Source organism: Nocardia sp. NPDC003482 (assembly GCF_053588115.1).
Window position 1 is genome coordinate 1 of sequence record NZ_JBSFPI010000031.1, and the last position, 19,209, is coordinate 19,209.

Sequence of the window (19,209 nt, forward strand, 5' to 3'; positions counted from 1 at the left end):
TGCCGCCCTGACCGTCGTGGATCTGTCCCGCGTACGGGTCGAAGCCCTGGCTGCCGAAATCGCGGATGCGCTGGCCGTTGGGGTCCTCGGGGCCGGAGGTGCCGTTGAAATCGCCTGCGATGATGGTGTTTCCGTGGGTCGGGTCGCCGGCGAGCCCGAGCAGCTTCTGGAGTTCGGCGGCTTGGGCGGCGTTCTTTCCCGGATCGCCGTTCAGGCTCAGGTGGGCGCTGAACAGATCGAATCCGTTGCGCGTGGCCTGGAGGAGTTTCTCGGCGTTGTCGTCATCCATGTTGCGGTACAACAGGATCGCGAGTTTCAGGCGTTCGGCGTCGGAGTCGACGGTGTCCGAGAACGCCCCCATCGCGGCCGTGACGCCCGAATACGCCTCGGAGTGGGCGTGTTCGCAGGACTGGCCGACCATGGTGTTGCCGAAACTCGACGACGACTCCCAGGTGAAGTGGCCCATCGACAGTTCGAGATGGCCGTGCGACGAGCTGACCGGCGTGCCGCCGAGGATCTTCGACCCGTGCGCGAGCGCCGATTGGGCGCGCCCCATTTCCGTCTGGAGGTGCTGTAGTTCGGCGAAATCGACTTTGACCTTCATGGGGCGCGATTTTACTACAGCATAATTCTGGATGCTATGGAATGTCGCTCGCGCACAACGGTTTTCGATACGCAAGCCGGTGATTACCGGGGCATCGGAACGACGAAGGCCCCCCGCGCCATGCGCGCGAGGGGCCTCGGTCGAGCGGAGATCAGGCCTGGCCGACCTCGAACCGCGCGAAGCGGGTCACGGTCACACCGGCCTCGTCCAGCAGCTGCTTGACGGTCTTCTTGTTGTCGGTGACCGACGGCTGCTCGAGCAGGACGACGTCCTTGTAGAAGCCGTTGACGCGGCCCTCGACGATCTTGGGCAGGGCGCCTTCCGGCTTGCCCTCCTCGCGGGCGGTCGCCTCGGCGATGCTGCGCTCCTTCTCCACGACGTCGGCGGGCACCTCGTCGCGGGTCACGTAGCGGGCCTTGAGCGCGGCGATCTGCATGGCGGCGGCGCGGGCGGCCTCGGCCGCCTTGTCGCCCTCGCCCTGGTACTCGACCAGCACGCCGACGGCGGGCGGCAGGTCCGAGGACCGCTTGTGCAGGTAGGTCGCGACCGGGCCGTCGAAGGAGACGACGCGGCGCAGCTCCAGCTTCTCGCCGATGCGCGCGGCCAGCTCCTGCACGGCCTGGTCGGCGGTCTTGCCGTTGACGTCGAGCGCCTTCAGCTCGTCCAGATCCTTCGGGTGCGCCTTCGCGGCGACCTCGGCGATGTCCCCGGCGAGGTTCTGGAACTCGTCGTTCTTGGCGACGAAGTCGGTCTCGGAGTTGATCTCGAACATGACCCCGCCCGACGCGGAGACCAGGCCCTCGGCGGTGGCGCGCTCGGCGCGCTTGCCGACGTCCTTGGCGCCCTTGATACGCAGCACCTCGACGGCCTTGTCGAAATCGCCGTCGGTCTCCTCGAGCGCCTTCTTGCAGTCCATCATCCCGGAGCCGGTGAGCTCGCGGAGCCGCTTCACGTCGGCGGCAGTGTAGTTCGCCATCCTGGCGAGCCTCCTCGAATATTGGTCTTCAGGTCTTTAGCACCACCATGCCGACCGCTTCCGAACAGGAAGGGCCGGCACGGTGAACAAAGAAAGAGCTGGGTGGTGGCTCAGCTCTCGGCCGCGGCCGGCGCCTCGGCGGTCTCGGGGGCCGCCTCCGCGTTGGGGGTGGCCTGGGCCAGCAGCTCCTGCTCCCACTCGGCGAGCGGCTCGCCGGCGCCCGCCTCGGGCTTGGCGTCACCGGTCGCGCGCGCGGCACGGGCCTGCACGCCCTCGGCGACCGCGGAGGCGACGACCTTGGTGAGCAGCGCGGCCGACCGGATGGCGTCGTCGTTGCCCGGGATCGGGTAGTCGACCAGGTCCGGATCGCAGTTGGTGTCGAGGATCGCGACGACCGGGATGTTCAGCTTGCGGGCCTCGCCGACGGCGATGTGCTCCTTGTTGGTGTCGACGACCCAGATGGCCGAGGGCACCTTCTGCATGTCGCGGATACCGCCGAGGGTGCGCTCCAGCTTGTTCTTCTCACGCGTGAGCATGAGGATTTCCTTCTTGGTGCGACCCTCGAAACCGCCGGTCTGCTCCATCGACTCCAGCTCCTTCAGGCGCTGCAGCCGCTTGTGGACGGTCGAGAAGTTGGTGAGCATGCCGCCCAGCCAGCGCTGGTTCACGTACGGCATGCCGACGCGGGTCGCCTCGGAGGCGATGGCCTCCTGCGCCTGCTTCTTGGTGCCGACGAACAGCACGGTGCCACCGTGGGCCACGGTCTCCTTGACGAACTCGTAGGCCTTGTCGATGTAGGTCAGCGTCTGCTGCAGATCGATGATGTAGATGCCGTTGCGGTCGGTGAAGATGAACCGCTTCATCTTCGGGTTCCACCGGCGGGTCTGGTGCCCGAAATGCGCGCCGCTGTCGAGCAGCTGCTTCATGGTTACGACAGCCATGGCTCCGTAACAACCTTTCGTTGCTGGTTGACGCAGGGATCGGCGATCTCTGCCCTGGCGCCCGCGGCCGCCGGACCCGATTCGGCACGAAGCACGAATTGGCGGGACCAGCCGACGACCCGTTGGTGCGGGCGCGCGAAGTCGATCCGGTGATGAGCGGACCGCGGAACCAGTTTACGGCGATGTGTCGTAGGAACCTAAACGGGGTGGCGGCTGGTCAGGCCGGTGCGCTCATCACGCCCACGACCAGCCGACGACCAGCGCGCACACCGCCACGGCCGCGATCGTCCAGGCGACCAGCGCGACGGCGCGACGGCCGTCGGTCCAGCGACCGCGACGGTTGTGCAGAATTCGATTGCGGCGCAAGGCGATCGCGGTGACGATGCCGAGCGCGGCGGCCCCGGCGAGGGCGAGCACGGCCGCGGGCGGGCGGTCCGCGACGAGCGCGGTGCGCACCAGCAGCAGCGCGTTGGCCATCGCGGCGACGGCGGTGCGCAGCCACGACAGCGCGGTGCGTTCGGCCTGGAGGCCGCGGTCGGCGATCACGACAGCAGCAGACCGACGCCCGCGATCAGGGCGATCGCGGCGATGCCGACGGCGAGGACGGGCGCGAGCACCGTGCGCGGGAGCGGGCCGCCGCAGCGCATGACCTGCTCGACCCGCCGCCAGCGCGCGTACGCGCCGAGCGCGACGATCGCGGCCAGCACGATGCAGGCCAGCGCCAGCGCCGTGCGCGTGTCGTGGCGGCGGAAGGGCCGGACCAGTTCGTGCACCGCGACCCCGGCGGCCAGCAGACCGAGGGCCGTGCGGATCCACGCCAGAAAGGTGCGTTCGTTGGCGAGGGTGAAGCGATAGTCGAGTTCGTCGGCCTCCGGCTCGCTCATCGGGACATCGACGTCCTTTCCGCTCACACCCCCGCAGTTGTCCACACTCGCCGAAGACGATCTTTCCACGTCGGAGTGTCGTGAGGACGCTGGCCGTATGCGATGGACCAGACTCCTCCCCCTGACCGGACCGCTCCTGGCGATCGCCCTGGTCGCTCCCCCTGCCGACGCCGCGCCCGCGGGCCGGTTCGATTGGCCGCTGCACCCGCGACCGCCGGTGCTGCGCCGGTTCGACAAACCGCCGCGGGACTGGCTGCCCGGCCATCGCGGTGTCGATCTCGGCGGCGCGGCGGGTCAATCGGTGCTCGCGGCCGGGGACGGCGTCACGATCTTCGCCGACGAGGTGGGCGGCAAACCGGTGGTGTCGATCGATCATCCGAGCGGGTTGCGCACCACGTACGAGCCGGTGCGCGCGGCCGTGCCCGAGGGCCGCCGGGTCCGGCGCGGCGAGGTCGTCGGTTCCCTCGAACCCGGCCATCCGGGGTGTCCCGGCGTCTGTCTGCACTGGGGTTTGCGCCGCGGCCACGACTATCTCGACCCACTCGGCGCGTTGCGGACCGCGCCGCTGCGTTTGAAACCCCTGACTCCCGCTCCCCCGGAGGCGAAGCAATGAGGATGCCCGATGCAATTCGCTGGTCCGCTCGATCGGCGAGCGCAGATCCTGACGAAATGACTTCTGGGAACGACCGGTTGGCGACGGACGAGATGATCCGATATCTCGCGGCGGTCGGCCGCCATCTCGCCGTGCCGACGGCGGTTCGATGTGACGGAGGAATGCGATGACTACGACCGGGCCGATGCGGACCCTTGCCGATGTATTGCCCTCCGTGGCAGCGACTTTCGGGCTCGACTACGGGAATCCGCTGGCGCTGACGCCCAATCGGGATGTCGTGCTGCTGGTGATCGACGGGCTCGGCGCCGAACCGCTCAGGCGGCACCGGGATATCGCGCCGACGCTGGCGAACCAGGTGACGACCACGCTGATGGCCGGATTCCCGGCGACCACCGCGGCCAGTCTCACCAGCCTCGCCGTGGGCGCGCCCTGCGCCGCCCACGGGATCATCGGATACAGCTTCGCGGTCCCCGATCCGGGCGGGCTCCGCGTGCTGAACGCGCTGCGCTGGCGGCTCGACGCGGCGACCGGCCCGGACGCGTCCGACAGTCATCCGCCGGAAACGATGCAGCACAGGCGAAGTCGCTTGCAGGATCTCGCGGCGCACGGCGTCGAGGTGCACTACGTGATACCCGGATATCAGGGCGATTCGGGATTGACGCGGGCGGCGTTCCGGGCGACGGGAACGATGCATCCGGCGAGCACGCTCGCGGAGGTGCGGGCCGGAATCCTGGCTGTCGCAACGCATTCGGACGCATCCTCGCGGTTCGCGTACGCCTACTTCGGCGACCTCGACGCCGCCGGGCATCTGCACGGACCGGAATCGGAGGCGTGGCGGACGGTGCTGCGCGAGGTCGACGCGTGCGTGGCCGATCTGCTGACCGATCTGCCGTCGGCGTGCACCCTGCTCGTCACGGGCGATCACGGCATGATCGAGGCGGACGCGGTGCTCGATCTCGATTCCCGCGGCGCGCTCCACCGCGGGGTCCGGCTGATCGCGGGCGAGTCCCGGGTGCGGCACATCCACCTCGAACATCCCGACGCGCTCGCCGACGTCATGGCCTGCTGGACCGGGGAATTGGGGCAGCACGCGCGAATCGTGAGCCGGGAGCAGGCGCTGGACGAGCACTGGTTCGGCCGGATGCCCCCGGACCCGGTCGTCCGCGGCCGCATCGGGGATCTCATCGCGGTCGCGGAGGGCCGCAGCGTGCTCATCCGGTCCGAGCGAGAACCGTTGGAGTCGACCATGATCGGCCATCACGGCGCCTGGACCGCGGACGAGCAGCTGGTCCCCCTCATCACCGCCGGAGGTGATCGTGGCACGCCCTGGTGACCACCTCGACCCAGATCTCCGGATCGGTCGACCAGAGGTTGTGGGCGACCCCCGGAATCTCCTCGAACCGGCCGCGCGGGAGCAGGGCCGCCAACTGCCGCAGCGGCCACGACGGCCGGATGTCGTGCTGCGCGGCGAGGAAGGTCATCGCCACCTCGCTGTCGGCCAGTTCGCGGAACAGCCGGGGTTCGTGGATCCAGGACACGAACGACGCGCTCAACGCGTCGTGAACGTCCGGCGCCCAGTCGATTTCGATGCCGTCCTCCAGGTGCCGCGCGGCCTCGTATGCCTTCGACCAGGTGCGGTCCTTGTGCAGTCCGTGCCCCGCGACCCCCACCACACCCGCGACCCGGTCGGGATGCTCGAGCGCGTACCGCACCGCCAGATCCGATCCCCAGGAATGACCGAGCACGACCCACCGCTCGATGTGGTTCGCCCGGCGCACGGCTTCGAGATCGGTTATCGCACAGGCGAGATCGTGCGGGCCGCCCTCCGAGCGCCCGACTCCCCTGGGCTCGGGAAACCAGGCCCGCGTGCCGCGCGGAGCGAGCCGGTCGTCCTCGAGGTAGTGCACACAACCCGGTCCGCCGGAGAGGACGACGACATCCGGACCCTCGCCGGAGACGCCGACGTGCAAGGAGATTCCGACTTCGGTGCGCACACGTATCGATCGCATCCCAGCATCATCGGGCCGAGACCCCAATCCGGGCTTGCCTCTAAAATAGAGGCATGGATGAGGGCATCACACTCGACGCCTGGCGTTCGGGTGACACCGCAGGCGTGGTGGCCCGGTTGGCGGAGGACGCGGTCTTCTCCAGCCCGGTCGCCGACTACCACGGGCGCGCGAATGTCGCGCACATGCTGGGGCTGATCGCCACCGTGCTCGACGAGGTCGCCGAGACGGGTCGGTGGCACGGCGCGGGCGATGAGCTGTTCGCCTTCGCGGCGCGGGCGGCGGGCGGCGAGTTGCAAGGTCTGGTCCGGGAGGAATTCACTGAGGACGGGAGGCTCGCGCATGTGACGCTGTTCCTGCGACCGTTGCGCGCCCTGCGGGCGGCGATCGCGACAATGGCCGCGCGACTGGAGGATTCGCCGCTGCCCCAGCCGGGGGCGTAGCGGTGGCCGACGCGCCGCGGCCGGGACGGCAGGTTCGGGGGTCGGCGACCGGGCGCCCGGTCATGGCCCTGCTCGATCTGGCCGGACGCCGGTGGATGCTGCGGGTGATCTGGGAGCTCGATCGGTCCGAGGAGCCGCTGACCTTCCGGGCGTTGCGCGCCGCGTGCGGCGACGTGTCCTCCAGCGTGCTGACGAGGCGGCTGCGCGAACTCGGCGAGGTCGGGCTGGTGCGGCACGACGGCGGTTACGCGCTGACGCCGATCGGGCGGCGGCTGGTGGCGGCGATGCGGCCGCTCACCGCGTGGGCGGAGGATTGGGACCGCGAACTGCGCTGAGTACGAGGCCGCGGACCGCCGCGGCGATCTGCTCGGGGCGCTCGGCGGGGATGATGTGCTCGGAATCGGCGTCCTCGAACCGGCCGCCGACCTGGTCGGCGTAGCGGCGCTGATGCTCGCGGAGGGTCGCCAGGTTGCGCGACTGGAAACGGTTGGCGCGTCGCGCGGAGATGACCACGACGCCGCAGTCGGGCACTCGCGGTGGGCGAGCGCGGAATTCGCCGAGCGCGGCCGCCACGGCCCGCACCTCCTGCCGGGTTCGGGCGATGCCCGCCGGGGTGAAGTCCTCGGCCAGCATGGTCGCGTAGGTGTCGGCCGGGAACATGCGGCCGTAGGAGCGGGTCAGCAGGCGCATGAGCGGGCGGGAGTGGGCCAGCAGTTGCTGGACGGCCAGGATGCGGTCGGTCTTGCGGGCCGTGGGTGTCCAGTCGTCGTAGCAGGGCGCGGTCTCGGGAGTCGGGTCGACCAGGACGAGTCCGGCCGTGCGGATCGAAAGTCGTTCGGCGGCACGGCGAATGATCAGTCCGCCCATGCTGTGTCCGACCAGGACGACGCGGCTCGGCGCGAGGTCGTCGATCAACGCGGTGAGGGTCGCGGCCAGGTCGTCGATGCTCTGCGGCGCGACCGGGCCGCTGCGGCCCCGACCGGCGCGGTCGTAGGCGACGGTGCGGGCGACGTCGGACAGCAGCGGCACCACGGCGTCCCAGAGGGTGCGGCCCGCGCCCGAACCGGATTCGAACACGACGAGCGTTTCCCCGGAACCGGCCTCCTCGAGGTAGATCTCGTTGCCGCCCACGGATATTCGCCGCCCCGGCACATCGCGCATGACACACCTTCTCGAATAGTCCCAACTTTGGGAACGGTACCAGAAATGGGATAGTTCGCCTATGGCTCCGACGGACCTCCTGCTCCACCCCGTGCGACTGCGCATCGTGCACGCGCTGTCCGGCGGGCGGGTGCGCAATGCGAACGATTTGAGTGACCGCCTTCCCGATGTGTCGCGCACGAGCATCTACCGCCACCTCACCCTGCTCGTCGACGGCGGGATATTGGAGGTCGCCGACGAGCGCCGGGTACGCGGGGGCGTCGAACGGTTGTATCGGCTGCGGCCCGACCGGCCCAGGATCGCTCCGGAGGCGGGCGGAACCATGAGCACCGACGAGCACCGGCGCGGATTCGCCGCGGCCATGGCCGTTCTGATCGCCGAGTTCAACGCCTATCTCGACCGGCCCGGCGCCGATCCCTACGCCGATTCGGTCAGCTATCGGCAAGCGACGCTGTGGCTGTCGGCCGACGAGCTCGCGGATATGCTCGCCCGCCTGAACGAGGTGGTCGCCCCCTTCGCGGCCAATGCGCCGGGTCCGGGTCGCAGACCGTATCTCGTCAGCCCGATCTTGTTCCCGGAGGACGAGCCGTGAATCGAATTGATCGGGTGCCCTTGGGATGTCAGCAGGATCGGGAGTCCGTCCACGGCGGGATCGGGGACGGGGTGTCGAGCAGGAAGGCGCGGATCGCGTCGAAATACATGTCGGGTCGGTCGAGGCGCACGACGTGTCCGGCGTCGGAAAGGCAGACCAGGGTCGCGTTGGGGAGGGTGGTGCGGTATTGGCGGGTGATGTCAAAGGGGACGTAGTTGCAGCCGCCGGTGATGATCAGGGCGGGCGTGGTGTTGGTCGTGAGGGCGGAACGGGTTGCGGGCGGGCGGCTTTCGACGTCGCGCACGGTGAAGACGTTGTCGTACAAGCCGAATCCGCTCACCGCCTCGCGCGGTAGGCGGGCCGGGTCGCAGACCGTTCCCGGGGCGAGGTGCTGAAAATAGGCGTCGAAGAACGCGTCGGCCTCACGATCGGGGACGAGGTGGTGGGCCGCGTCGGGGTTGACGCGACCGAGGAAGTACCACAACAGGAATCGCGGTGTCCCCGGCAGCAGCGCGTCGGCTCGTTCGCGTTGCTCGGGCGTCAGGCGCGCGGCGGGGGTGAGGTCCGCGCCGGACCATTCCGCGAAATCGAGGGGCGCGGGTGAGGTGAAGACAGCGCGGTCTACGCGATCGGGGTGGCCCGCCATATAGGTGGCGACCAGGCTGCCACCCCAAGACGCGCCGGACAAAATCATGCGCTCGGTTCCGATGCGTTCGCGGAGCGCCTCGAGATCGGCGACGTGCCGGGCGACGCGGTACTCCTCGGGCCGGTCGAGTCGTTCGGAAAGTCCGCTACCGATCTGGTCATAGAGGTAGACGTCGTAGCCGAGCGCGGTGAATCGCCGGAAGAAGTCGACCAGGGAGGGGTCGGCGACGTCCTCCTCCCCCGGTCCGCCGCCGACCACGACGATCGGCGTCGGCCGCGGCGGCCCGACGGCGGGGATGTGAAGCACCGCGAGACGCGAGCCCGTCGAAAGTGCCCAGTACGCCAGTCCTTCCGGTGGCCGCGGTCGGCTCGGCGTACCGGGTAACGGCCGGAGGACCGTCAGCGTCGCGACGAGTACCAGGCACAGGACGCCGATGGTGGCGGCGACCGTGGCGAGCAGCCGAGGCAGCCGGACGAGACGCGTCACCAAAAGCCCTGCCAGCCAGGACATTACGAACGCCACGACGACGGAGGTCGCCATCAGAATCGGCACCGTGGCGGTCACGAGCGCCGCCCCGAAGAACGCCGCCACGGCCGCGACCTCGCCGAGGACCACCGCCGCGACCATCAGCAGGGAGCCCGATACGACTCGGAACCACTGCCGACGCGGCGACGAGCGAACCGGCATCGCACCCCTTCCCACCGCTCTCATCGTGCCCGACCCACGTCTGAACGAAGGGGTTTTGCGCCCGGCGTCGGTCAGGGTCGAGCGAAGTAGTGGCCTTCGTCGAGGTCCGCGATGAGGTCGGGATGGGTCGGCCGCCACTCCAGGAGTTCGCGGGCCGCGGCGGGCGGCATGGTCATGTTCATGGTGACGAAGGCGCCGAAATAGCCGAAGTGCGCGGCGGATTCGGCGGGCTCGAGGCTGCGGGTGGGAATGTCGAGGTGGCGGGCGATGGTGTCGGCGATATCGCGGACCCGAACACCCTCCTCGGCCGCGGCCGGGAGTTGGGCGCCGGTCGGCGCGTGCTCCAACGCCAAGCGGTAGAGGTGGGCCAGATCCAGGGTGTGGACGGCGGGCCAGCGGTTGGCGCCGTCGCCGACATAGGCGGAAACGCCTGTGCGGCGGGCGGTTTCGATCAGGATGGGGATGAAGCCGTGGCGGTCGCGGTTGCTGTGGACGACCGGGGGGATGCCGATCAGCAGCGGGCGGATGCCGCGAGTGGCGAACTCGGCGATGGTCCGGGCGACCTCCGAGCGCGGGTTGGCGCGAATGGCGGCGTCGTTCTCCTCGGTGTCGCCCTGGGCGAGGCCGACGCCCATGAAGGTCTTGCCGGTTCCGGCCAGGGCGTCGCCGAAGGTTCGCACGACGGCCAGATCGGCGGCGACGGCACCGGCGAAGTCCCCGGCGCGCATGTCGTCGTGTTTGAAACCGAGGTGGACGACGGCGTCGGCAGCGGTCGCCGCGGCACGCAGGCCGTCGAGATCACTCAGGTCACCGCGTCGGACCTCCGCGCCCAGCGCGCGCACGGCCTCGGCCGAGGACTCGGATCGAGCCAGGCCGACCACCTCGTGGCCCGCCTTCACTAGTTCGGGGATGACGGCGGAGCCGATATGGCCCGACGGTCCGGTGACGAAGACTCGCATGGGAACTCCTCGGTGATGTGACTCGGTACCGTCACCGTAACACCGCGACGGTACCGAGTCACGTCACTGACGGAACTCGGTCACTTCACCTAGGCTGTGCGCATGGCGAGATGGGAACCGAACGCGCGCGAACGACTCGTCCTCGCGGCCCTGGACCTGTTCGGCGAGCAGGGCTACGAGAGCACCACCGTCATCCAGATCGCGCAACGCGCGGGCCTCACCAAAACCACCTTCTTCCGCCACTTCCCCGACAAGCGCGAGGTCCTGTTCGCCGGGCAGGAGATCCACGGCCGCCTCCTCGCGGAAGGCATTGCCGCCGTACCCGATTCGGCCACCCCCCTCGAAGCCGTCGCCGCGGGCCTCGACACCGTCACCGCCTCCTTCACCCCCACCCAACGCGAATTCGGCCCCCGACTGCGCGAAGTCATCGCCGCCAACCCCGAATTACGAGAACGCGCCGCCTTCAAACACGCGAGCCTGGCCGCCGCCATCACCAAAGCCCTCCACTCCCGCGGCGTCCCCGAACCCACGGCCAGCCTCGCGGCCGAACTCGGCGTCCGCGCGTTCGAGAATGCCTACGAACGGTGGACCGAGCCAGCCAACGACCAGCCCCTCCCCGCTCTTGCCCGCCGGGAACTCGAGGCCCTGAAAACAGCGGCTGCCGCTCTCGAGTGAATGGGCGGGGTTCGCAAGTCAGGCAGACTGATTCGCGGGCGGTGCCAGAGTGTGCAAGCTGAGACCGAGAGATTGACGGGCCGAGGGGCTGCGAGCGAGAGGCTAACTAGCTTGTGCCATCTCCCCGCGCCGTCCGGCCGCCACGCTGGGGCCTGCCAGTGAGAGGCTGACGGCCCACAGCCCGAAGACCGACGGACCATCAGGCCATGAGCCAAAGACGTTCTCCCAGCCGACCTCGTGCCGGATTTGGCGGGCCGAGGAACGGCTGAGATTCGGGCCGACGGGCCGACGGGCCATCAAACCAACAGGCCGACGGACCATCGACCAACAGACCAACGGCCAAGGGGCTAACAAGCCGAGGGGCCAACAAGCCGAGGGGCCAACAAGCCGAGGGGCCAACAAGCCGAGGGGGCAACAAGCCGAGGGGGCAACAAGCCGAGGGGGCAACGGGGGCCGACAGAGCGACACCTGACGGGCGAGGAGCCGACAACGCGGGCTTCTGCTGCGGAGGATCAGTACGTCAGGCGGGCGACCGCGCTGTAGGGCCAGTCGCCGGGGGCGCGGGGGTCGGGTTGGGGTCCGGTCAGGGCTTCTCGGGCGTTGGGGAAGGGGAGGCGGTCGAAGGTGATGGCGGCGGTGAAGATCGAATCGAGGTATTCGGTTTGCCAGCCGTGGGTTTCGAAGTAGGCGATTCCGTTGGGGGGCAGGAAGATCCAGGGGGCGCGTTGGAGTAGGTCCTCGTTTCGGTTCGTCATGAGGTTGGCCACTCCGGCGGTGCTGAAGTCCAGGCACCATTGGATGTTGGGGCGGTGCAGGGTGGTGGTCAGGGCCGCGACGGCGGGTTCGGGCAGGTACATGAGCAGGCCCTCGGTGAGTATCAATGCGCGGCGGTCGGCGATCGTGGCGAGAAGCGTTGCGACAGCGTCGATGTCGGTGACGTCGAGGGCGGTTCGGGTGAGGCGGCAGCGCGGAGTCTCGTCGGTCAGGAGGGTTTCCTTCTCGGCGATGAGGTCGGGGAGGTCGGTTTCGATCCACGTGAGGTCGGCGGGAAGGGGCAGGCGGTAGGGGCGGGTGTCGAGGCCCGCGCCCAGGTTCACGATCACCTCGCAGCCCTGCTGGATGGCGGCGGTCACCTGGTCGTCGATGAGTTTGGTTCGGGTGACGAGGAACCAGTTGTCGGACATCGAGGATTCGGCGGTGGCGGCGATGGCGCGGCCGCGCGCTCCGGCCAGGCGGTCGGCGAGCGGGTCCTCGAACAAGGCGTCCGGGCGCTCCGACTCCACCGCGCGATGCGCCGCGACCCACCGCGCGGTGTCGGAGACATGGGTTACTGCGGCGTTTGGGACATGGGTTACCGCGCTGTCGGAGACACGAGTGCCCGCTGTGTTGGACACATGGGGTGCCGCGGTGTCGGAGGCATGGGTTGCCGCCATGTCGGAGACATGGGTTATCAAGGGCTGCTGCGGCATAGCGTTCGTCTCCTTTGCACGCCCGGGGCGGTCGCCGAGGGTTCGGTACAGGTATAGGGCGTGCTGGAGACGAACGGTGGGGGTTGTGGCCGAGGCCACCGAGTGGTTCAGCGCACGGTGGCGTCGGCTTGTTCGCGGTCGGCGAGGGCGCGCTTCCAGTCGCGGAAGCCCTCCTCGGTGCGGCCGCGGCGCCAGTAGCCGGAGATGGAGGCCAGGTCGGCGGGGACGTCGCGCTCCCGGCGGATGTAGCGGCGCAGATCGTGCATGACGGCCTGGGCCTCGCCGTGGATGAAGACGTGGACGCGGCCCTCGCGCCACGGTTCGGCGCGGACCGCGGCGGCCAGGGCCTCGCCCGGATCGCGGTCGCCGCGGTGGACCCAGGTGAGTTCCACACCGGCGGGGTGTTCGACCGCGATTTCGTCTGCGGCAGAAGCGACTTCGACGAAGACACGGCCCGTCGCGTCGGCGGGCAGGGCCGCGCAGGCGGCGGCGATGGCGGGCAGTGCCGCCTCGTCACCGGCGAGCAGATGCCAGTCGGCGTCGGGGCGCGGGGCGTAGGCGCCGCCGGGGCCCATCAGCTCGATCGGGTCGCCGGGGCGGGCGGCGGCGGCCCAGGGTCCGGCCACGCCCTCGTCGCCGTGGTAGACGAAGTCGATGGCGATCTCCTCGGTCCGGGGATCGACGGAGCGGACGGTGTAGGTGCGCACGACCTCGCCGTCGGGGCGGGGAAAGACGAGCTTGACGTACGCGTCGGTGAAGTTGTTGGGCTGGAAGGTCGCGAAGCCGGGGCCGCCGAGCCGGACGCGGATCAGATGATCGGTCAGGCGTTCGGTGCCGCGGACCACGAAGTTGTGGCGGGGACGAGCCAAGGGAGACACCTCCGTATTAGGGTTACCTAAGGATGGTAGCAAGTCGTATCGCTGATAGCTCGCGATATATCTGGCAAGTTTGTCGCGGGGCCAGCAGGATGGGGGTCATGTCGGAGCAACGGCCGTTCACCTATGCAGAAGTCGGCGCCACCGCGCGCGAATTCCCACCCGGTTACGACCATTTCCGGGTGCGTCGGCGGATCGGCTCGGGTCGGGAGCGGTTCGAGGCGGCCGCGGCGCAGGTGCTGAGCTATCGAATGCAGCGGGGCACCGGCATCTTTCGCGAGGCGGATACGCCGACGGCGCGGCCGGGCACGGAGCTGACGGTCCGGCTCGGGCTGGGGCCGTTCGGGATGAACGCGCCCTGCCGGGTGATCTACGTGGTCGACGAACCGGATCGCCGCGGCTTCGCCTACGGCACCCTGCCGGGGCATCCGGCGATCGGTGAGGAGTTGTTCGAGGTCGACTACGACCCGGCCGACGATGCGGTCCACGCGACCGTCGCGGCCTTCTCGCGGCCGGGCACCTGGTATCTGCGGCTCGGGGGGCCGATCATGCGCGCGTTTCAGCGGCGGTTCGCGGGGAAGTACATCGACGCGCTCGATAGTTGAAAGCCGCAGGGCGGCAGGCGGTTTCGCGGTCTGCCATAGCGGCGGACCGGCATGGACGGCGGCCCACGGGCAGGTGCCGGGTCGGAGTCGGTGGTGATCACGTCGTTGCCGAGGGTGCTGCGAGCCGGGGGGCGGGCACCTGGTCAGGCGCGGGGGTGGGCCTGGTCGTGGGCCTGGCGGAGGCGGTCTATGGAGATGTGGGTGTAGAGCTGGGTGGTGGCCATGCTGGCGTGGCCGAGGATTTCCTGGACTACGCGGAGGTCGGCGCCGCCTTCGAGGAGGTGGGTGGCGGCGGTGTGGCGGAGGCCGTGTGGGCCGAGGTCGGGGGCGCCGGGGATGGCGGAGACCACTTCGTGGACAACGGTTCTGGCTTGGCGGGGGTCCAGGCGGCGGCCGCGTCTGCCGAGGAGGAGGGCGCGGCCGGAATCGGTGGCGGCCAGTAGGGGGCGGCCGTAGCGGAGCCAGGATTCCAGGGCCTGATCGGCGGGGACGCCGAAGGGGACCGAGCGTTCCTTGTTGCCCTTGCCGAGGACGCGGACCTGGCGGCGTTCGCGGTCCACGTCGTCGACGTCGAGGCCGCAGAGTTCGCTCACGCGGATTCCGGTGGCGTACAACAGTTCCACGATGAGCCGGTCGCGCAGTGCGATCGGATCGTGCTGGGCGGCACCGGATTCCGCCGCGGTCAGGGCCTCGCGCGCCTGGTCGCGGCCCAGGACCGCGGGAAGGACCTTGTGCGGCCGGGGTGAGGCGAGCCGAGGGCCCGGATCGACGGGCAGGCGTCCCGTACGGGTCAGCCAGGCCGTGAAGGTGCGGGCGGACGAGGCCCGCCGGGACATGGTCGTGCGCGCCGCTCCCCCGGCGCCCTGTTCGGCCAGCCAGGAGCGGAGCAAGGACAGGTCGATCTCCCCCACCCCCGAATCCGCCGCCCGCGCGCACAGATGCAACAGCAGCGAGCGCGCGTCACCGACGTAGGCGCGCACGGTGTGCGCGGATCGGTTGCGGCCCAGACGCAGATGCCGCGCGTACTCCTCCAACAGCTCGGTGAGGTCCTCGGGCAACTCGTCCACGCCTCCACGGTGGCCGACGAGCGTGCGGCAGGCAAGGTCCCGCGCCGGGACCGACCACGCTCGGAGCCGCCTTCGATCTCACTCCGGTGGCGGTCCGGCCAGGATGGCGGTGACTACCTCGACCAGTTCGGGGAGGACCTCGTCGGGGGCGAGGCGGACGCCGGAGATGGCCAGGAGGGTTTGGGTTTGGTGGACGTCGCCCAGGACCTGGAAGGTGAGGGTCATGGCTTGGGCGAGGCGGAAGCGGACGGTGGGGCGGGGGAGGTCGGGGTAGCGGGATTCGAGGAGGGCGGTGAAGCGGACGGCCTGGTCGGTGAAGCCGTCGGCGACCGTGCGGAGGGCGGGGTGGCCGCTGCCGAGGATGCCCGCGATGAATTTGACCCAGGCGCTGCCCTCGCCGACGGCCATCTCCCAGACCGGGAGCACGAAAGCCTCGGCGAGGCCGCGGGCGGTGATCTCGCCGGCGGCCTCCATTTCGTCGAGCAGGGCGGTGCGGCGGGTGGCGACGGCGTCGCTGCGCTGGCGGATGAGCGCCTCGATCAACGCGTCCTTGGAGCCGAAGTGGTAGTGCACGGACGCGACATTGGTTCCGGCGGCGGCCATGACCGCGCGCAGCGAGACCGCGTCGACGCCGCGCTCGGCGAACAGCCGTTCCGCGGCCAGCACCAGGCGCTGATCGGTGGGCATCGCCAATTCCTCCGCGCTCACCCGCAACTCGGCCTCGCCGCCCTGTCCATTGGTCACCCGCCGCATTGTAATCACCGGCGGGCCAGCGCCTTCACCGAACTCTATCAAGTGATCTAATCAACTGATAGAGTCCCTCGGCATGAGCACGCTGACCGCTCCCGTGCACGACCTCTCGGGCCTGACCGCACTCGTCACCGGCGACCCGAACGACACGATTCCGGTGGTGGAGGTCTTCACCGGGGAGACGGTGGCGCGGCTGCCGCAGTCCTCGGCGGCCGATGTGGACACCGCCTTCGCCGAAGCCCGTGCGGCACAGGCGGATTGGGCACGCTGGCCGATGCGGCGGCGCCTGGCGGTGTTCGAACGCTTCCATCGGCTCGTGCTCGAGCACCATCGCACGATCACCGACCTCATCCAGCTCGAGACGGGCAAGGCGCGGCGGATGGCCTTCGAGGAGCTGTGCGATATCCCGATGGCCACCAGCCACTATCTGAAACACGCCGAGCGGATCCTGCGGCCGGTGCGGCATCCGGGCGCGATCCCGTTCGTCAGCACCTCCACCGAGATCCGCAAGCCGCGCGGGGTGGTCGGGGTGATCGCGCCCTGGAACTTCCCGTTCGCCATCGGCTACTGCGATGCGGTGCCCGCGCTGCTGGCGGGCAACGGCGTCGTGCTCAAACCGGACAATCGCACGCCGCTGAGTCCCGCCTACGGCCTGAAGTTGTTGCGGGAGGCCGGGATTCCCGAGGGGCTCGTCCAGATCGTCTGCGGCGACGGCCCGGTGGTGGGTCCGGCGGTGGTGGATCGGGCCGATTTCGTCATGTTCACCGGTTCGGAGGCGACCGGCCGCCGGGTCGCCGCGCAGGCCGCCGGGCGACTCGTGGAGGCGTGTCTGGAACTGGGCGGCAAGAATCCGATGATCGTCCTGCCCGATGCGAACCTCGACGAGGCCGTCGCGAGTGCCGTCGCGGGCGTGTTCAATAACACCGGGCAGCTGTGCCTGCATATCGAGCGGGTCTACGCGCACGAGTCGGTGTACGCGGCGTTCCGGGAGAAGCTCGTCGCCCGGGTGGGGTCATTGCGCGTCGGCCCCGGCTACGACTTCGACATCGAGATGGGCGGGCTGATCTCCGCGGAGCATCGCGATCGGGTGGCCGCGCAGGTCGAGCAGGCGCGGGAGCGCGGCGCGCGGGTGCTCACCGGCGGACGGGCCCGGCCCGATCTGGGACCGACCTTCTACGAACCGACCGTGCTCGAAAACGTCACGGCCGGAACGGATCTGTTCGCCGAGGAGACCTTCGGCCCGGTGGTGTCGCTGTATCCGTTCGCGACCGTGGACGAGGCCGTCGCGCGGGCGAACGACACCCGGTACGGGTTGAGCGCCAGCGTGTGGGGCCGGGACCTGGCCGCGGCGCGGGCGGTGGGCGCGCGGCTCGCGGCGGGACACGTGAACGTCAACGACAGCGCGGCGCTGGCGTACGCGGGCAAGAGCGCGCCCTCGGGCGGGCTCGAGGCGTCGGGCATGGGCGTGCGCAACGGCGATCGGGGTCTGCTGAAGTTCACCGAGTCCACCAATGTGGCCACGCTGAAACGTCAGGTGCTGACCCCGCCGCCCGACCGGCCCTACGACCGGTACGTCGATCGCACGGTGCGCACGCTGCGGATGATGCGGCGGTTGCGGCTGCGCTAGCGGCTCAGCGGCCGAGCAGTTCGACCGCGGTGGCCCGCACCGCCTTCTTGTCGAGTTTGCCCAGACCGGTCAGCGGGAGCCGGTCGACGACGAGGACGTGCTTGGGCACCTGCACGGAACCCTTGCGGCGCTTGACCTCCCGCTGGATCTCCTCGGTGATGGTCGCGACCGCCTCGGCTCGTTCGGCGAGGCCGGGTTCGAGCACGATCACGGCCGTGACCGCCTCGCCCCAGCGGTCGTCCGGCACGCCGACGACGGCGACGCCCTGGACCTTGGGATGTTCGGCGACCACGTCTTCCACCTCGCGCGGGAACACGTTGAAGCCGCCGGTGACGACCATGTCCTTGCTGCGCCCGACGATGTGCCAGAAGCCGTCCTCGTCCTCGCGCGCGAGATCGCCGGTGTGCAGCCAGCCGTCGCGGAAGGTTTCGGCAGTGACCTCGGGCAGGTTCAGGTATCCGGCGGCGAGCAGCGCACCGGACACGCAGATCTCGCCGACCTCACCGGGCGCGACGACCGTGCCGTCGGCGCCGAGCAGCGCGGTGCGCAGGGCCGCCGAGGGGCGTCCGCAGGAGGTGAGCCGCGCCGGATCGTGTTCGTCCTTGGCGAGATAGCTGATCGCCATCGGCGCCTCGGATTGGCCGTAGTACTGCGCGAAGATCGGCCCGAAGCGTTCCATGGCCTGGGTGAGGCGGCTCGGATCGATGGCGGAGGCGCCGTAGTAGACGGTCTCGAGCGAGGACAGGTCGCGGGTGTGGATATCGGGATGGTCGAGCAGCGCGTACAGCATCGACGGCACCAGCATGGTGGCGGTGATGCGATGTTCCTCGATGGCGCGCAACACCTCTCCGGCGTCGAAGCGCGGCAGCACCACCGCCTCCCCGCCGAGCAGCACGACCGGCACGAAGAACGCCGCGCCCGCATGCGAGAGCGGGGTGCAGATGAGGAACTTCGGGCGGCGCGGCCACTCCCATTCCGACAGCTGGATCTGGGTCATGGCCGCCATACCGCCCGCGGTACCGATGACGCCCTTGGGTTTCCCGGTGGTGCCGCCGGTGTAGCTGACCGAGACGACGAAATCCGGGGGGAGATCGACGGCCTCGATGGGGGCGGGCTCGAATTCGGCGGCGGCAGCGAGCAGGTCGACGCCGACGTCGGCGAGCTCGTCGGGCACCGGGCCGAGGACGAGCACCTTGGTCAGGCCCGGCACCCGGTCGACGAGTTCGCGTGCGCGGCGGACGAATTGGGGCAGCGGATCGATGACGAGCGAGGTGATCCCGGCGTCGGTGAGCACGTGGGCGTGGTCGTCGAGCCCGCCCATCGGATGCAGCGCGGTGCGCCGATGCCCGCGGATCTGACCGGCGGCGATGATGAACAGCACCTCGGGCCGGTTCAGCGCGAGCAGCGCGCTCGGCGTGCCGGTGTCGATGCCGTGCGCGGCGAACGCGGCGGCATAGCGGCTGAGCGCGTCGATGACGTCGCCGCCGGTGAGCACCGTCTCCCCCAGTGTCATGACCGGGTCGCGGCGGTGGCGGCGCAGCCCCGCGAGCAGGGCGTGCCCGTTGTGCGTGGGCAGCCGCAGGCGGGTCGCGGGATCGCTTGCGATGACAGATGTTTCGAGCACTTCTC

At 69.9% G+C, this 19,209-nt stretch carries 22 protein-coding genes; 8 read left to right on the forward strand and 14 right to left on the reverse strand.

All coding sequences use genetic code 11. The annotated features are described in order from the left end of the window. The 5 genes from ACWDSJ_RS33605 to ACWDSJ_RS33625 all read right to left on the reverse strand — a co-directional run. A partial coding sequence (locus ACWDSJ_RS33605; protein WP_450036755.1) for an endonuclease/exonuclease/phosphatase family protein occupies positions 1 to 604 on the reverse strand: 604 nt, incomplete at its 3' end. A 151-nt stretch (positions 605 to 755) separates the two neighbouring features. Continuing rightward, the gene (gene tsf, locus ACWDSJ_RS33610) at positions 756 to 1,580 is read right to left on the reverse strand and encodes a translation elongation factor Ts (RefSeq protein WP_387356012.1); all 825 of its coding nucleotides are present in this window, start codon (positions 1,578 to 1,580) and stop codon (positions 756 to 758) included. 110 nt (positions 1,581 to 1,690) lie between these two features. After that, complete coding sequence (rpsB, locus tag ACWDSJ_RS33615; protein WP_387356010.1) at positions 1,691 to 2,521, reverse strand: 30S ribosomal protein S2; 831 nt, start codon at positions 2,519 to 2,521, stop codon at positions 1,691 to 1,693. Between the two features lie 234 nt (positions 2,522 to 2,755). Continuing rightward, on the reverse strand, positions 2,756 to 3,067 hold the full coding sequence (locus ACWDSJ_RS33620) for a DUF202 domain-containing protein (RefSeq protein ID WP_450036757.1): 312 nt from the start codon (positions 3,065 to 3,067) through the stop codon (positions 2,756 to 2,758). Continuing rightward, positions 3,064 to 3,405, reverse strand: coding sequence for a YidH family protein (locus tag ACWDSJ_RS33625; protein ID WP_450036758.1), 342 nt, complete (start codon positions 3,403 to 3,405; stop codon positions 3,064 to 3,066). Before ACWDSJ_RS33625 ends, ACWDSJ_RS33620 begins: the two co-directional genes overlap by 4 nt. Positions 3,406 to 3,502: 97 nt before the next feature. On the opposite strand from ACWDSJ_RS33625, the gene ACWDSJ_RS33630 reads away from it, so the two are divergent. Both ACWDSJ_RS33630 and ACWDSJ_RS33635 read left to right on the forward strand, forming a co-directional pair. Then, a complete protein-coding gene (locus ACWDSJ_RS33630; protein WP_450036759.1) occupies positions 3,503 to 4,018 on the forward strand; it encodes a M23 family metallopeptidase in 516 nt (171 codons plus the stop codon). A gap of 214 nt (positions 4,019 to 4,232) precedes the next feature. Beyond that, entirely contained in the window at positions 4,233 to 5,351 is a 1,119-nt protein-coding gene (locus ACWDSJ_RS33635) for an alkaline phosphatase family protein (RefSeq protein ID WP_450036761.1), read from the forward strand. Here the strand turns inward: ACWDSJ_RS33635 and ACWDSJ_RS33640 are convergent. Beyond that, positions 5,317 to 6,027, reverse strand: coding sequence for an alpha/beta fold hydrolase (locus ACWDSJ_RS33640; RefSeq protein ID WP_450036762.1), 711 nt, complete (start codon positions 6,025 to 6,027; stop codon positions 5,317 to 5,319). The two genes, ACWDSJ_RS33635 and ACWDSJ_RS33640, sit on opposite strands and share 35 nt — an antisense overlap. Before the next feature lie 53 nt (positions 6,028 to 6,080). Between ACWDSJ_RS33640 and ACWDSJ_RS33645 the strand changes: the two genes are divergently transcribed. Beyond that, the gene (locus tag ACWDSJ_RS33645) at positions 6,081 to 6,467 is read left to right on the forward strand and encodes a nuclear transport factor 2 family protein (RefSeq protein WP_450036764.1); all 387 of its coding nucleotides are present in this window, start codon (positions 6,081 to 6,083) and stop codon (positions 6,465 to 6,467) included. A 2-nt stretch (positions 6,468 to 6,469) separates the two neighbouring features. Continuing rightward, the gene (locus ACWDSJ_RS33650; protein WP_450036765.1) at positions 6,470 to 6,802 is read left to right on the forward strand and encodes a winged helix-turn-helix transcriptional regulator; all 333 of its coding nucleotides are present in this window, start codon (positions 6,470 to 6,472) and stop codon (positions 6,800 to 6,802) included. Here ACWDSJ_RS33650 and ACWDSJ_RS33655 read toward each other — a convergent pair. After that, entirely contained in the window at positions 6,762 to 7,628 is an 867-nt protein-coding gene (locus ACWDSJ_RS33655; RefSeq protein ID WP_450036767.1) for an alpha/beta fold hydrolase, read from the reverse strand. The genes ACWDSJ_RS33650 and ACWDSJ_RS33655 overlap by 41 nt on opposite strands. 61 nt (positions 7,629 to 7,689) lie before the next feature. Here ACWDSJ_RS33655 and ACWDSJ_RS33660 point away from each other — a divergent pair, with 61 nt between their 5' ends. Further along, complete coding sequence (locus ACWDSJ_RS33660; protein ID WP_450036768.1) at positions 7,690 to 8,220, forward strand: helix-turn-helix domain-containing protein; 531 nt, start codon at positions 7,690 to 7,692, stop codon at positions 8,218 to 8,220. Positions 8,221 to 8,248: 28 nt separating this feature from the next. Here the strand turns inward: ACWDSJ_RS33660 and ACWDSJ_RS33665 are convergent, their stop codons facing one another. Further along, positions 8,249 to 9,553 (reverse strand): alpha/beta fold hydrolase, encoded by a 1,305-nt coding sequence (locus ACWDSJ_RS33665; protein ID WP_450036770.1) that lies wholly within the window; start codon positions 9,551 to 9,553, stop codon positions 8,249 to 8,251. 71 nt (positions 9,554 to 9,624) lie between these two features. Then, a complete protein-coding gene (locus ACWDSJ_RS33670) occupies positions 9,625 to 10,512 on the reverse strand; it encodes an SDR family oxidoreductase (protein WP_450036772.1) in 888 nt (295 codons plus the stop codon). A gap of 102 nt (positions 10,513 to 10,614) precedes the next feature. Here ACWDSJ_RS33670 and ACWDSJ_RS33675 point away from each other — a divergent pair, with 102 nt between their 5' ends. Next, entirely contained in the window at positions 10,615 to 11,187 is a 573-nt protein-coding gene (locus tag ACWDSJ_RS33675; protein ID WP_450036773.1) for a TetR/AcrR family transcriptional regulator, read from the forward strand. 512 nt (positions 11,188 to 11,699) lie between these two features. Here ACWDSJ_RS33675 and ACWDSJ_RS33680 read toward each other — a convergent pair. After that, positions 11,700 to 12,656 carry a class I SAM-dependent methyltransferase gene (locus tag ACWDSJ_RS33680; RefSeq protein ID WP_450036775.1) on the reverse strand — a complete coding sequence of 319 codons (957 nt, stop codon included), beginning with the start codon at positions 12,654 to 12,656 and terminating at the stop codon, positions 11,700 to 11,702. A 107-nt stretch (positions 12,657 to 12,763) separates the two neighbouring features. Beyond that, a complete protein-coding gene (locus tag ACWDSJ_RS33685; RefSeq protein WP_450036776.1) occupies positions 12,764 to 13,525 on the reverse strand; it encodes a siderophore-interacting protein in 762 nt (253 codons plus the stop codon). A gap of 107 nt (positions 13,526 to 13,632) precedes the next feature. Here ACWDSJ_RS33685 and ACWDSJ_RS33690 point away from each other — a divergent pair, with 107 nt between their 5' ends. Next, positions 13,633 to 14,136, forward strand: coding sequence for a DUF1990 family protein (locus tag ACWDSJ_RS33690; RefSeq protein ID WP_450036778.1), 504 nt, complete (start codon positions 13,633 to 13,635; stop codon positions 14,134 to 14,136). A gap of 143 nt (positions 14,137 to 14,279) precedes the next feature. Here ACWDSJ_RS33690 and ACWDSJ_RS33695 read toward each other — a convergent pair whose 3' ends face one another. Both ACWDSJ_RS33695 and ACWDSJ_RS33700 read right to left on the reverse strand, forming a co-directional pair. Next, positions 14,280 to 15,203: a tyrosine recombinase XerC gene (locus ACWDSJ_RS33695; RefSeq protein WP_450036780.1), complete on the reverse strand. Its 924-nt coding sequence runs from the start codon at positions 15,201 to 15,203 to the stop codon at positions 14,280 to 14,282. Between the two features lie 78 nt (positions 15,204 to 15,281). Continuing rightward, positions 15,282 to 15,956: a TetR/AcrR family transcriptional regulator gene (locus tag ACWDSJ_RS33700; RefSeq protein WP_450036781.1), complete on the reverse strand. Its 675-nt coding sequence runs from the start codon at positions 15,954 to 15,956 to the stop codon at positions 15,282 to 15,284. A 73-nt stretch (positions 15,957 to 16,029) separates the two neighbouring features. Between ACWDSJ_RS33700 and ACWDSJ_RS33705 the strand changes: the two genes are divergently transcribed. After that, entirely contained in the window at positions 16,030 to 17,580 is a 1,551-nt protein-coding gene (locus ACWDSJ_RS33705; protein ID WP_450036783.1) for a succinic semialdehyde dehydrogenase, read from the forward strand. A gap of 4 nt (positions 17,581 to 17,584) precedes the next feature. Here ACWDSJ_RS33705 and fadD8 read toward each other — a convergent pair whose 3' ends face one another. Continuing rightward, complete coding sequence (fadD8, locus tag ACWDSJ_RS33710) at positions 17,585 to 19,204, reverse strand: fatty-acid--CoA ligase FadD8 (RefSeq protein ID WP_450036784.1); 1,620 nt, start codon at positions 19,202 to 19,204, stop codon at positions 17,585 to 17,587. Positions 19,205 to 19,209: the final 5 nt, after the last annotated feature.

Bases quoted from the DNA above. Each gene is read 5' to 3' on its own strand.
- tsf (WP_387356012.1), bottom strand. From the start codon at position 1,580: ATGGCGAACTACACTGCCGCCGACGTGAAGCGGCTCCGCGAGCTCACC.
- rpsB (WP_387356010.1), bottom strand. From the start codon at position 2,521: ATGGCTGTCGTAACCATGAAGCAGCTGCTCGACAGCGGCGCGCATTTC.
- ACWDSJ_RS33625 (WP_450036758.1), bottom strand. From the start codon at position 3,405: ATGAGCGAGCCGGAGGCCGACGAACTCGACTATCGCTTCACCCTCGCC.
- ACWDSJ_RS33630 (WP_450036759.1), top strand. From the start codon at position 3,503: ATGCGATGGACCAGACTCCTCCCCCTGACCGGACCGCTCCTGGCGATC.
- ACWDSJ_RS33640 (WP_450036762.1), bottom strand. From the start codon at position 6,027: ATGCGATCGATACGTGTGCGCACCGAAGTCGGAATCTCCTTGCACGTC.
- ACWDSJ_RS33645 (WP_450036764.1), top strand. From the start codon at position 6,081: ATGGATGAGGGCATCACACTCGACGCCTGGCGTTCGGGTGACACCGCA.
- ACWDSJ_RS33655 (WP_450036767.1), bottom strand. From the start codon at position 7,628: ATGCGCGATGTGCCGGGGCGGCGAATATCCGTGGGCGGCAACGAGATC.
- ACWDSJ_RS33660 (WP_450036768.1), top strand. From the start codon at position 7,690: ATGGCTCCGACGGACCTCCTGCTCCACCCCGTGCGACTGCGCATCGTG.
- ACWDSJ_RS33665 (WP_450036770.1), bottom strand. From the start codon at position 9,553: ATGCCGGTTCGCTCGTCGCCGCGTCGGCAGTGGTTCCGAGTCGTATCG.
- ACWDSJ_RS33670 (WP_450036772.1), bottom strand. From the start codon at position 10,512: ATGCGAGTCTTCGTCACCGGACCGTCGGGCCATATCGGCTCCGCCGTC.
- ACWDSJ_RS33675 (WP_450036773.1), top strand. From the start codon at position 10,615: ATGGCGAGATGGGAACCGAACGCGCGCGAACGACTCGTCCTCGCGGCC.
- ACWDSJ_RS33680 (WP_450036775.1), bottom strand. From the start codon at position 12,656: ATGCCGCAGCAGCCCTTGATAACCCATGTCTCCGACATGGCGGCAACC.
- ACWDSJ_RS33690 (WP_450036778.1), top strand. From the start codon at position 13,633: ATGTCGGAGCAACGGCCGTTCACCTATGCAGAAGTCGGCGCCACCGCG.
- ACWDSJ_RS33700 (WP_450036781.1), bottom strand. From the start codon at position 15,956: ATGCGGCGGGTGACCAATGGACAGGGCGGCGAGGCCGAGTTGCGGGTG.
- ACWDSJ_RS33705 (WP_450036783.1), top strand. From the start codon at position 16,030: ATGAGCACGCTGACCGCTCCCGTGCACGACCTCTCGGGCCTGACCGCA.